Origin of the sequence: Mesorhizobium sp. B1-1-5 (assembly GCF_006443065.1) — a bacterium.
GTDB lineage: Bacteria > Pseudomonadota > Alphaproteobacteria > Rhizobiales > Rhizobiaceae > Mesorhizobium.
On the sequence record NZ_VFWS01000007.1, the window covers coordinates 97,484 to 109,595 of the forward strand.

11 protein-coding genes and 1 tRNA gene are annotated in these 12,112 nt (G+C 63.6%); 6 read left to right on the forward strand and 6 right to left on the reverse strand.

Annotation, left to right across the window (positions count from 1 at the left end):
* Positions 1-6: 6 nt before the first annotated feature.
* From narI to FJ980_RS05000, 4 genes are all read left to right on the forward strand, one after another.
* A complete protein-coding gene (gene narI / locus FJ980_RS04985) occupies positions 7-786 on the forward strand; it encodes a respiratory nitrate reductase subunit gamma (RefSeq protein ID WP_140541826.1) in 780 nt (259 codons plus the stop codon).
* A 3-nt stretch (positions 787-789) separates the two neighbouring features.
* The gene (locus tag FJ980_RS04990) at positions 790-1,689 is read left to right on the forward strand and encodes a peptidylprolyl isomerase (RefSeq protein ID WP_140541827.1); all 900 of its coding nucleotides are present in this window, start codon (positions 790-792) and stop codon (positions 1,687-1,689) included.
* 55 nt (positions 1,690-1,744) lie between these two features.
* Positions 1,745-1,981, forward strand: a complete 237-nt coding sequence (locus tag FJ980_RS04995) for a hypothetical protein (RefSeq protein WP_246676312.1) — start codon at positions 1,745-1,747, stop codon at positions 1,979-1,981.
* A gap of 177 nt (positions 1,982-2,158) precedes the next feature.
* Positions 2,159-2,752: a DUF2478 domain-containing protein gene (locus tag FJ980_RS05000; protein ID WP_181181106.1), complete on the forward strand. Its 594-nt coding sequence runs from the start codon at positions 2,159-2,161 to the stop codon at positions 2,750-2,752.
* 239 nt (positions 2,753-2,991) lie between these two features.
* Here FJ980_RS05000 and FJ980_RS05005 read toward each other — a convergent pair whose 3' ends face one another.
* The 4 genes from FJ980_RS05005 to FJ980_RS05020 all read right to left on the reverse strand — a co-directional run bounded on the left by FJ980_RS05005 (position 2,992) and on the right by FJ980_RS05020 (position 8,868).
* Positions 2,992-6,252: an efflux RND transporter permease subunit gene (locus FJ980_RS05005; RefSeq protein ID WP_140541830.1), complete on the reverse strand. Its 3,261-nt coding sequence runs from the start codon at positions 6,250-6,252 to the stop codon at positions 2,992-2,994.
* Positions 6,249-7,259 carry an efflux RND transporter periplasmic adaptor subunit gene (locus tag FJ980_RS05010; RefSeq protein ID WP_140541831.1) on the reverse strand — a complete coding sequence of 337 codons (1,011 nt, stop codon included), beginning with the start codon at positions 7,257-7,259 and terminating at the stop codon, positions 6,249-6,251. Before FJ980_RS05010 ends, FJ980_RS05005 begins: the two co-directional genes overlap by 4 nt.
* A gap of 83 nt (positions 7,260-7,342) precedes the next feature.
* Positions 7,343-7,546 carry a DUF2892 domain-containing protein gene (locus FJ980_RS05015; RefSeq protein WP_140541832.1) on the reverse strand — a complete coding sequence of 68 codons (204 nt, stop codon included), beginning with the start codon at positions 7,544-7,546 and terminating at the stop codon, positions 7,343-7,345.
* Positions 7,547-7,575: 29 nt separating this feature from the next.
* Positions 7,576-8,868: an FAD/NAD(P)-binding oxidoreductase gene (locus FJ980_RS05020; protein ID WP_140541833.1), complete on the reverse strand. Its 1,293-nt coding sequence runs from the start codon at positions 8,866-8,868 to the stop codon at positions 7,576-7,578.
* Positions 8,869-9,036: 168 nt separating this feature from the next.
* Between FJ980_RS05020 and FJ980_RS05025 the strand changes: the two genes are divergently transcribed.
* The gene (locus FJ980_RS05025; protein WP_140541845.1) at positions 9,037-9,333 is read left to right on the forward strand and encodes a metalloregulator ArsR/SmtB family transcription factor; all 297 of its coding nucleotides are present in this window, start codon (positions 9,037-9,039) and stop codon (positions 9,331-9,333) included.
* 180 nt (positions 9,334-9,513) lie between these two features.
* Here the strand turns inward: FJ980_RS05025 and FJ980_RS05030 are convergent.
* Positions 9,514-9,590: transfer RNA gene (locus tag FJ980_RS05030), tRNA-Met, on the reverse strand.
* 253 nt (positions 9,591-9,843) lie between these two features.
* Between FJ980_RS05030 and FJ980_RS05035 the strand changes: the two genes are divergently transcribed.
* Positions 9,844-10,809 (forward strand): Gfo/Idh/MocA family oxidoreductase, encoded by a 966-nt coding sequence (locus tag FJ980_RS05035; RefSeq protein ID WP_140541834.1) that lies wholly within the window; start codon positions 9,844-9,846, stop codon positions 10,807-10,809.
* A gap of 99 nt (positions 10,810-10,908) precedes the next feature.
* Here the strand turns inward: FJ980_RS05035 and mnmA are convergent, their stop codons facing one another.
* Positions 10,909-12,099: a tRNA 2-thiouridine(34) synthase MnmA gene (mnmA, locus tag FJ980_RS05040; protein WP_140541835.1), complete on the reverse strand. Its 1,191-nt coding sequence runs from the start codon at positions 12,097-12,099 to the stop codon at positions 10,909-10,911.
* Between the last annotated feature and the right edge of the window lie 13 nt (positions 12,100-12,112).

Below are 12,112 nucleotides of genomic sequence, written 5' to 3' on the forward strand. Positions count from 1 at the left end.
CAAGCCATGTCCGACACGATCAACCACGCGCTCTTTGGCTGGTATCCCTATTTCTGCCTGACCATTTTCCTGCTCGGCAGCCTGATCCGCTTCGATCGCGAGCAGTATACCTGGAAGACGGGTTCCTCCCAGCTGCTGCGGCGGCGCCAGCTCCGCTGGGGCTCCAACCTGTTCCATGTGGGCATTCTGGCGATCTTCGGCGGCCATTTCGTCGGCCTGCTGACACCGATCTGGGTGTTCGATGCGCTCGGCGTTTCGCACAGCTTCAAACAGGGTCTTGCCATCACCGCCGGCGGCATCGCCGGTGTGGCCTGCTTCATCGGTATCGCGCTTCTTGCCCATCGCCGGCTGTTCGATGCCCGCATCCGCAAAACGTCCGCGCCCGGCGACATCGCGATTTTGCTGCTGCTCTGGGTTCAGCTCGCGCTTGGCCTTTCGACCATCTTCGTCTCGCTCGGCCACATGGACGGCCACGAGATGGTGAAATTCATGAACTGGGCGCAAGGCATTCTCACCTTGCAGCCGGCGGCCGCAGCCTATGTCGCCGACGTCAACCCGATCTTCAAGGCGCATCTGCTGCTCGGCATGACGATCTTCCTGGTCTTCCCGTTCACGAGGCTGGTTCATGTCTGGAGCGCGCCGGTCTGGTATCTCGGCCGTCCCGGCTACCAGGTCGTGCGCACACGCTTGTCGACCCGCCGGTCGCCCGCGCCGGTGCCGGCGGTGCGATCCGCCGCGCCGGCGCGGCGACCCGTCGCCATTCCTTCCCACCAGCCTGCGGAGTAGACCATGGCCGCCCTCGTCATCGACCATTCGGCCGGGCGCAAATCGTCCGAACATCCGCACGAACACCGGCCCGCGACTCCCGACACGACGCCATCCGGCGAACGCGTGGCGATGCCGCCGGTGACCGTCAACGGTGTGGCGATATCGCGCAAGGCGATCGCCGCCGAGGTGCAGAATTTTCCCGCCCGCAATCCCGGCGAGGGCTGGCGTGCCGCGACCCGCGCGCTCGTCATCCGCGAGCTGCTCCTGCAGGAGGCCCGGCGTCTCGGTATCGCCCCCGAGCAGCAGGCCGATCAGGATGGACGCCGGGAGACCGTCGAAGACGCGCTGGTGCGCGGCCTGATCGAGCGCGAGGTCCACGTTCCCGAGGCTGACGAGGTGATGCTGCGGCGCTTCTACGAGAACAATTTTCGCCGCTTCGTGCCGCCGCCGCTCCTTGAAGCCGATCATATTCTCATAGCGGCTTGTCGCGATGACAAAGAGGCCTTTGCCGCCGCGCGTGAAAAGGCGCTGTCACTCAGATCCGGCCTGGCCTCGGCGCCCGAGCGTTTCGCGGCGCTGGCGCGGGATTGCTCGGATTGCCCATCGGCGACCGTTGGCGGCAGCCTCGGCCAGATCGGGCCCGGCGACACGACGCCGGAATTCGAGGCTGCCCTCGGCGATCTTGCACCGGGTGAGATTTCTTTGCCGGTGGAGACGCGTTACGGCGTCCACCTCATTCGGCTGACGCGGCGCATCGATGGCCGCCAGCTTCCGTTCGAGCACGTGCGCGAACGCATCGCGTCCTACCTGGCCGAGCACGTCAGCCGGCAGGCGACGGCGCAATACGTCGCGCTGCTTGTCGGCCGGGCGGACATCGTCGGGATTGCCATCGAGGGCGCATCCTCGCCGCTGGTGCAGTGAGGCGGATGCGATGCTCGGAGATATCATCGCCTCGCTGGAGGATCCGAAATCGGCCATGGCCGTCGTCGCCGCGTTCGATGAGCCGGCCTTGGCTGCGCTGCTGACCGCCGCCGCGGATGCGTCCGGTCGTTCGCCGGCCGATATCGTCGGCTCGGCCGTTCGCAATTTCGTGGACACCGCATCCGACGATCTTTGGACGCAACTCATCGGTATCATGAACCGCGCACAGGATCCGGGCCTTGCGGCCATGCGCGCGATTCTCGAAAAGACGCTGCCGGACGTCGAGGCATGACCGTGCCGGCAATACTGCCCCACAGCAGCTTCGGCGCAGGCGCAATGCCGTGCGGCGCGACGCACAGCCATCGCAAATGGTTCCGTTGGCCGACGCCGTCGGATGCCTTCAATTCCGGCGCATTGGGGCGATCCAGCGCCGCTGCCGGCTGGCAAAATCAAACCAAAGGAGATTCCGATGCAGGGCGTTCGTCCTGACTGCCCCATCACCGCGATCGTCTATTCAGACGGCACGGAGTTCGAGGCATTCCTGCAGGAAACAACTGCCGCCATGGCCGAGCGGGAGATGCGATTGGCCGGCCTTGTTCAGCTAAGCGAAAAGAGGCCTGATCGGGTGAAATGCGACATGCATCTGCGGGATCTCGCTTCGGGTAAGCTTCACGGCATATCCGACGATCGGGGTCCCCATGCCCGAGGCTGCGTTCTGAATACCGACAGCCTGCTCCGCGCCTGCGAAGCCGCCGGGGCAGGGTTGTCCGGCAAGACCGATCTTCTGGTTCTCTGCAAATTCGGCAAGACCGAGGTCGAAGGCGGTGGCTTCAGGGGCTTGATCGCCAAGGCGCTGGAACTTTCCGTGCCGGTGCTGATCGGTGTTCCCGCCATCAATCTCACGGCGTTCCGCGAATTTGCAGCCGATCTCGCCCGAGAAATCGAACTGTCTCATCTTTCGTCCGACCGGTTTGCGGCCGTGGACCGTCTGCTCCACGATAGCTTGATGCTTGACCCCAACCAATCCCAGGATGGGAGAACGGCCGGTGCCGAAATGGCTTGACATCATTCTGCGCTCCATCGTTGCCGGCGGAGCCGTGGGTGTTTGGGCAGCCATTGTCAATTTGACGGGAGGCCCATCGGTTTTGATTGTCTTGGCGGCGATCTTGATAGCGTTCGGCGTCTCCGGCGAGTTCCGCCACAGCTAGAGCAAATTCCAAGAAAAGTATGAAACCGTTTTGCGTCCGGAATCGCATCAGGACAAAGAAATAGAGCGGTTCGCCGTTTCAGTGAAACGCTCTGCTAACGGTTTGCTGGCTCGGGATACTCAGTCAGCGGTGCTGCAACAGCTTCGCTGTATCCAGCATCGGCGGGCGGGCCACCGCGCAGCGCCACATAGATCGCCGGGATGACAAGCACGGTCAGCAGCGTCGAGGAGGCAAGGCCGAACAGTAGGGATATGGCGAGGCCCTGGAAAATCGGATCGGTCAGGATCACCGCGGCGCCGATCATCGCCGCGAGCGCGGTGAGCAGGATCGGCTTGAAGCGGATCGCGCCGGCCTTGAGCAGCACACCGACGAGCGGTCCGTCGGTCCCCCTGGCGTGCCGGATGAAATCCACCAGCAGGATCGAGTTGCGCACGATGATGCCGGCTAGCGCTATGAAGCCGATCATCGAGGTTGCCGTGAAGGGCGCGGCGAAGGCCCAGTGGCCGAGCATGATGCCGATCAGTGTCAGCGGGATCGGGGTCAGGATGACCAGCGGCAGCTTGAATGATCCGAACTGCGCGACGACCAGGATATAGATGCCGAGGATAGCCACCATGAAGGCGGCTCCCATGTCGCGGAACGTCACCCAGGTCACCTCCCATTCGCCGTCCCACAACAGAGTGGGTTTGGATTCGTCGTCCGGCTGGCCGTGCAGCGCGATGGCCGGCTTTGGGACGTTGCCCCAGTCCGCCTTGGCAATCGCATCGTCCACGGCGAGCATGCCATAGACCGGCGCCTCGAACGCGCCGGCCAGTTCGCCGATCACCATCTCGGCGGGGCGCCCGTTGTGGCGGAAGATCGGGTAGGAGGCTGGCTCCCGGCTCACCCGCACGACGTCGCCAAGCTCGACAACATCGCGCGCGCCGGGCAGCGCGTTTGCGGCCACCGGCGTTGCCAGGGCGCGCTGATCGACCACGCCGTTTGTCTTGGACAAGGCGATGCGGATCGGGATCGGCAGGCGTCCGCCGCCTCGGTGCGAGTAGCCGACCGTGGTCCCGCCGTAGAGATAGCTCAGCGTGTCGTACACGTCCGCCTGCTCGACCTTGTAATATTCCAGGTTGTCCTGGTCGATCGAAAGCCGGAGCCGTTCCGGCTGGTTGTGGAAGCTGTCGTCGATGTCGACGATGAACGGGATGCTTGCGAAGGTCTCGCGAACCTTGGCTGCGACCGCGCGGCGGGTCTCGGCATCCGGGCCGTAGATTTCGCCCAGCAACGTGCCGAGCACCGGCGGCCCCGGCGGCGGCTCCACCACCTTCAGCACCGTGCCCGCCGGAATCGCCATTCCCTTCAAGCGATCGCGCAAGTCGAGCGCAATGGCATGACTGGCCCGGTTGCGGTCGCCCTTGGGAAGCAGGTTGACGGCGATGTCGCCCTGTTCGGGGCTCGATCGCAGGTAGTAGTGGCGCACCAGGCCGTTGAAATTGAAAGGCGCGGAGGCGCCTGCGTAGGTCTGGAACGAAACCACTTCCGGCACCGAGGCCAGCCGGTTCACGGCTGCCTGCAGCAGCCGGTTGGTGTCCTCGACCGACGAGCCCCGGGGCAGGTCCGCCACGATCTGGAGTTCGGTCTTGTTGTCGAAGGGCAGAAGCTTGACCGTTACGTGCTTGGTGTAGATCAGCGCCATGGACCCAATCGTGGCGATACCCACGACCAGAAGGAAGGTCCATGCCCGGAGGCGCGACTTCAAGATCGGCCGCGCCACCGCGATGTAGACCCGCCCCAGCACGCCGCCATGCGCGCTGCCGGCATGGCCATGCGCGCCGGTTTTTCCGCCGAACTTCAGCATCAGCCACGGCGTCAGCATCACCGCGACGAAGAAGGAGAAAAGCATCGCCGCCGAGGCATTGGCCGGAATCGGGCTCATATAGGGACCCATGAGGCCGGAGACGAACAGCATCGGAAGCAGCGCGGCCACCACGGTCAGCGTCGCCACGATGGTGGGATTGCCGACCTCGGCGACCGCGTCGATCGCCGCCTGGGTGCGCGAACGTCCATCGTTCATCGCCCAGTGGCGCGCGATGTTCTCGATGATCACGATCGCGTCATCGACGAGAATGCCGATGGAGAAGATCAGCGCAAACAGGCTGACGCGGTTCAGCGTGTAGCCCATGATGCGCGATGCAAACATGGTCAGCAGGATCGTCGTGGGTATCACGACGGCGACCACCAGAGCTTCCCGCCAGCCGATGGCGACGGCGACCAAGAGAACGATGGAGACGGTCGCCAGCCCCAGATGGAAGAGCAACTCGTTGGCCTTCTCATTGGCCGTCTCGCCGTAGTTGCGCGTCACGCGCATCTCCACGTCCTTCGGGAAGACCTGGCCGCGCACCTGCTCGAGGCGCTTGACGATCGTATCGGCGATGACGACCGCATTGGTGCCTGGTCGCTTCGCGATCGCAACCGACACGGCCGGCGTCCGCTCGAGACCGGTGTCGGACTTGACGATGTTGGTGACGCGGTTTTCCGCCGGCGACGTCGCGAGCACGACACTGGCCACGTCGCGGATATAGACCGGCCGGCCGTCGCGAGCCGTCAGCAGCAGGTTACCGATGTCGGACAAAGCCTGCAGCGTCTGGCCGGCCACCAGCACACGCTGATTGCCCTGGTCGCGCACTGTGCCGATTTGGAAAGACCGGTTGGCGCCCGCGATCTTGCTCGTCACCTGCTGCAGCGTGATGCCATATAGCGAAAGCTTTTCCGGATCCGGCTCGACCTGGATCTCTTCCGGCTGCTCCCCGACTATGTAGGTGAGGCCGATGTCGGGAAGCTTTGCGGCCTCGACCTGCAGCTCATGCGCAAGACGCGTCAGGTCCGCCGAAGCGTAGCGTGACGCCGCTTGCGGCGCCGGCGTCAGCGTCACCACCACTATGGCGACGTCATCTATGCCGCGCCCGACGATCAGCGGCTCCGGAATCCCGACAGGGATACGATCCATGTTGGCGCGGACCTTGTCGTGGACACGCAAGATCGCGGCGTCAGAGCTGGTGCCGACCTTGAAGCGCGCGGTCACCAGCGCGCCGTCGTCCATGGTTTGGGAATAGACGTGCTCCACGCCGTCTATGCCCTTGATGATCGTCTCCAGCGGCTCGGTCACGAGCTTGACGGCATCCTCGGCCTTCAGGCCGTTGGCGGACACGTGGATGTCGACCATGGGCACGGAGATCTGCGGCTCCTCCTCGCGCGGCAACGTGACCAAGGCCACAAGCCCAAGCGCCAGCGCGGCCAGCAGGAACAGAGGCGTCAGCGGCGATGCGATGAAGGAACGGGTAAGCCAGCCGGCGATGCCGAGTTTCATGGCAGGACGACCTTGTCGCCATCGGCAAGACCACTCAGGATTTCGACGCGCGGCTGGCCGGCGTCCTGGAATTTCCCGCCCAACACGACCGCGGCCTCGAGCGGGCCGTCCGCCGTCTCGATCGTGACGTAGTCTATGCCGTGGACGGTCCTGAGTGCCTCGGGCGGAACGCCCAGCATGATCCGTTTGGCAACCGGTATAGAAACGAGCGTGCGCTCATTGACGAAATAGGTCCCGATATCGACGACTTCGACGTCGGCAATCACGCGGCCATTCTCGATCTCGGGGTAGATCTTGGCGATCCGCCCCTCGCTAGCCTTGACGAAGCCGGCATTGGTACCCGTGCCGCGTTCGCCGATGTCGACGCGGGCGCCTTCCGTTATTTCGACGGCATGCCGCTCCGGCAAGGACAGTCGCAGATAGTACTGGCCCGACGCCACCCGTGCCGCAGGTTCGCCCGCCATGATCACCGAGCCGGTGGCGACCGGCACGGTCAGCACCCGGCCATCGGCCGGAGCCAGGATATCGCCTTCCCTGGTGCTTTGCTCGATGACCGCCTTCTCCGCAATCGCAGCCGCCAGCTGGTTCGTGACGACATCGAATTGCGTCTTCGCGGCGTCGACCCGGCTTTGGGCGGCGGCACCCTTGGCGAGCAGGTCCTGCGCGCGTTGCAGATCGGTACGGGCACTATCGAGTTGCGAATTCAGCGCCGCGATCTTGGCGTCGGCGGCTCTGAGTTGCAAGGCGAGCTTGTCGTCGACAACCGTGGCGATCACGTCGCCCTTGCTTACCTGGACGCCCTCCGAGACGCGGATGGAGGCGACGGTTCCCGAGATCCTCGCCCTGGCCGGCAGGATGGTGCGGCTCTCCACTTGTCCATACACAGCCTTCATCTCGGTGATGGCCGCGGCCTTGACTATGAAATCGGCGGCACGTGCATCGACCGCGACAAGGCCGGCGGCGCCGATCAGAACAATGTTCGCGAGGGCCGATCGTATGGTTCTCATTACGCTTCTCTCGTCGATTGAAACGGGCCGGGAGGCGACTGAGCCGCCTTCCTGCTAGCGGCCAATTGCTCGATGACGTGCCGCTATTTGAACGCCACGCCCGACTTGCAGCCGAGCTTCTTGAAGACCATCGCCGCCGGGCAGAAACCCGTGACAGAGGCCTGCATCATGTTGAGCCCGGCGAATGCGGTCAGCAGGAACCAGTAGGGCGAATAATAGATGCCGAGCGCGAGCGATATCAGCACCATGAAGCCTGCGAACATGAGAACTGCCCTGTCTATCGTCATGATCCTTTTTCTCCTGGATACCGCCGTGCCTATTCGGCCGGCTCGATGTGGATGGCCTTGAGTTTCTTGATGCCGAGAACGTCGAGCGCCAGCCCCTCATAGAAGGTCTCGCTCTTTCCTTGTCGCACCTTGTGGAGGAAGTATTTCTCGAACCCGACCTTCGCCGCGTGCACCCACTTGCCCTGTGAAGACCAGTTGACGTTGCGGGGAGGGATCTGCGGCTGCGCGACAAAGGCTATGCCTTCATCGCCGAAATCGGCGAGGCAGACCGCATTCCATGTCGCGACGGCCCTCGGTTCCTCGCCGCGCAGAAGCGCGCCGATGTTCTCGGCGGTGGCCGTGACCATGGATTCGATCATGAAGCCCGTCTTCGGCACGCCCACGGGAAGCGGCGTCTTGCCGACCGGCGGAATGGCCACACAGACGCCGATCGCGAAGACATTCGGAAAAGCCTGGTTGCGCTGATGTTTGTCGATGGTGACGAAGCCGCGCGGATTGACGAGGCCTTCAATGCCCTTGACGGCGTCGACACCCCGGAACGCCGGCAGCATCATCGACAAGGCGAAGGGCAGGTCATGCTTGGCCTTGGTCGCACCGTCGTCGTCGACTTCCTCGACATGCATGACACCGGCGTCGACCGAGGTCACCTTGGCGTTGGTGACCCACTTGATGTGGCGATCGCGCATGGCGCTCTCGAGCAGGCCCTTGGTATCGCCGACGCCGTCAAGGCCGAGATGGCCAATATAGGGCTCCGGCGTGACGAAGGTCATCGGCACGCGGTCGCGCACCTTGGCCTTGCGCAGCGCGGTGTCGAGGATGAAGGCGAATTCGTAAGCCGGACCGTAGCAGGACGCGCCCTGGACCGCGCCCACGACTATCGGGCCGGGCTTGCGGACCAATTCGTCGAACCTCGCCCGCGTGGCGACGGCATGATCGATGTGGCAAATGGATTGGGTATGGTCGGCAGGTCCGAGACCCGGCACTTCGTCGAAGGCAAGGTCGGGGCCGGTCGCGATGATCAAATAGTCGTAGTCGACGAGGGAGCCGTCATTGAGTTCGACGCGGTTTTCCTTCGGAAGCACCTTCTTCGCGCCCTCGTGGCGCAGCGCGATGCCGCGACGCTTGAAGATATCCACCAGATCGACGGTGACGTCATCGCGCATCCGCCAGCCGACGGCCACCCAGGGATTGGAGGGCACAAAGGAATAAGACGTGCCGAGCGTGACGACGGTCAGCCGGTCATCTCGGCGCAGCTTTTCGCGCATTTCGTATGCCATGATCGTGCCGCCGAGACCTGCTCCGAGGACGACGATGTGGGACATGATACCCTCCCGTTGGTTCGATCTTCGTGGCATCCTGCGCGGGAAAGTCGCGTTCCGCGTTGATCGGGCTCAATTTCCAAACGGGGCGACGCAATTGTAAGGTGACGGCGTCGAAGAGCCCGAATGGCAAGCTTGCATGTAACATTCAAAGATTATAAATTCAAGAACATGAATGTAAGAGATTTGATCCCGGCCTCAGGCAGGGCGGCCGAGCTGCTTCGGAGCCTGTCCCATCCACAGCGTTTGCTCGTGCTATGCGCACTCGGCAACGAGGAGCGCTCGGTGGCCGAATTGCGAGAACTTCTCGACATCGACCAGGTGCCGATGTCGCAACAGCTTATGCGGCTCAGGGCCGATGGGCTGGTCGAAGCCCGTCGCGAAGGGACGACCGTCTATTACCGCATCACCAGGCCGGAAGTGCTGACTGTTATCGAGGCGCTGCATTCGGCTTTCTGCCCAAGCTGATGCATGTCGCCCAAAGGTGCGCAGCGGTTTTGGGAGACGATGTGAATCAAAAGCGCGTCCCTTGAAGGGTCGGCTTTCGCTGAACAACGCAAAATCAAAGACTTAGCTAATCTCTGCGTTGCGGCCAGTTTGGCCTTGACGGCCAATTTTTACTAGTGAAATCAACGGCTAGTGAAAGGCTGGTAGCGGGAGAGGGACTTGAACCCCCGACCCCAGGATTATGATTCCCGTGCTCTAACCAACTGAGCTACCCCGCCAGGGTGGCAAATGGCCCGAAAAACCGTCCTGGACGGATGGGTTGTTTCAAGGCGTTCGCCGAGGTCGCGCGGATATAAGGTTGGGAGGGTCGGCCTGTCAAGCTTCGAAGCGGCCGACATGCAGGCATAATCCGGCCGTCATGATCTCATCCCAGAAAAGCTTTGCCGGACAGACACTCAGGGTCTGCCCCGGGGTTGAGTTCGTCGGGGCACGTCGTTATGTCTCGGCCATGAAATTCTAGAGTTTGAGCGAATGAAGCCGCGCATCGCCGTCCTCGGTTGCGGATACTGGGGAAGCAACCATATTCGCACCCTCAAGGCGCTTGGCGCGCTCCATGCCGTTTCCGACGCCAACCGCGCCCGCGCCGAAGGTTTCGCCAGCGAGCAGGATTGCCTGGCAATCGAGCCGGACAGGCTGTTCGAGCGTAACGACATCGACGCCATCGTCATGGCGCTGCCGCCGCAATTCCATGCCGACACCGCGGTGCAGGCCGTCGAAAGCGGCAAGGACGTGCTGGTGGAAAAGCCGATCGCGCTGACGGTCGCCGACGCCGAGCGCGCGGTGAAGGCGGCAAAGGACAATGGCCGCGTCTTCATGGTCGGCCATGTGTTGCGCTTTCATCCCGCATTCGAGACGCTCAAGGCGCTGATCGACAATGGCGAGCTCGGCGAGGTGCGATATATCCATTCGCACCGGCTCGGCCTTGGCAAGTTTCATACCGAGAATGACGCTCTCTGGGACCTGGCGCCGCACGATTTGTCGATGATCCTCGCCATCACCGGCACCGAGCCGATCGAAGTGAGGGGCGAGGGGGCAGCACTCCTCGACAATCTCAGCGACTTCGCGCATCTGCATATGCGCTTCCCGAATGGATTGCGCAGCCATCTCTTCGCCTCGCGACTCAATCCCTATCGCGAGCGGCGGCTGACGGTCGTCGGCACCAAGGCGATGGCGGTGTTCGACGACGTCGAGCCCTGGGAGCGCAAGCTTGCCGTCTACCGCCACGCGGTGTGGCAGGACAGCGGCCAGTGGGCCTTCACCGCCAACGAGCCTGCCTATGTGGCCGTCGGCGAGGGCATGCCGCTGACGCGCGAGCTTGCCCATTTCATGCAATGCATCGAGACGCGCGCCGAACCGCGCACCGACGGCGAGGAAGCGATAAGAGTGCTGCGCATCCTGACCGCCGGCACGGTGATCCATACAGGATCGTCCGCCTGAGGCACGTTGATATTCAGGTGATGCCGGCCTGACCTGAATCTCAATGCACCTGCGGCGAGGATCTGACCTTCAACGAAATTGGTGGAAAGGCGAGCTAGGTCACTCGGCCGGGATTTGCGCCGGCCTGGCGGCAAGCCGGGACAGCATGGCCTCGGCCTCGGCGCCGCGCTCGGAGCGCTCGATGAAGCCGCCGCCGAAGACGCGCGCCTCGTTGCCGTCGTCTGAATAGAGCACGCAGGCCTGCCCCGGCGCGATGCCCGACTCGCCGTCGGCCAGCTCGACAGAGGTCACGCCGTCGCGGTGATGCAGCACGGCCGGACGCGGCGGCCTGGTCGAGCGGACCTTGGCAAAGAGCTCGATACCGCCGGCCGGAACATCCGACAACAGTCCGTCGCCCAGCCAGTTCATGTTGCGCAGATAGATCTTGTGCGTCTCCAGCGCCTCGCGCGGGCCGACGATAACGCGCGCCCGATCGGCGTCGAGGTGGACGACATAGAGCGGCTCGCCAGAGGCGATGCCGATGCCGCGGCGCTGGCCGATCGTATAGCGCAGGATGCCTTCATGGCGGCCGAGCACGCGGCCGTCGATATGGACGATGTCGCCAGGGTTGGCGGCGGCCGGCTTCAGCCTGGCGATGATGTCGGAATACTTGCCCTGCGGCACGAAGCAAATGTCCTGGCTGTCCTGCTTGGCGGCGACGGTCAGGCCCATTTCCTCGGCAATGGCGCGGACCTGCGGCTTCGACAGGCCGCCGAGCGGAAAGCGCAGATAATCGATCTGCGCCTGCGTGGTGGCAAACAGGAAATAGCTCTGGTCGCGGTCGGCGTCGACCGGCCGGTAAAGCGCACGATGCGCGCCATTGGCGCGCGAACGAATGTAATGGCCGGTGGCCAAGGCGTCGGCGCCGAGATCCTGGGCAGTCGCCAAAAGATCGGCAAACTTCACAGTCTGGTTGCAGGACACGCAAGGGATGGGGGTCTCGCCGGCGACATAGCTTTCGGCGAAGGGATCGATGACCGCCTTGCGGAAACGTTCCTCGTAGTCGAGCACGTAATGTGGGATGCCGAGCGTCTCCGAGACGCGACGCGCATCATCGATATCCTGTCCGGCACAGCAGGAGCCGGCACGATGGGTGGCCGCGCCATGGTCGTAAAGCTGCAGCGTCACACCGACGACGTCATAGCCTTCGCGCCTGAGGATGCCGGCAACCACCGAGGAATCGACACCACCCGACATCGCGACGACGACGCGGGTTTCTTCGGGGCGGCGAGGGAGATCGAGGCTGTTCATGATGCTTTCACTG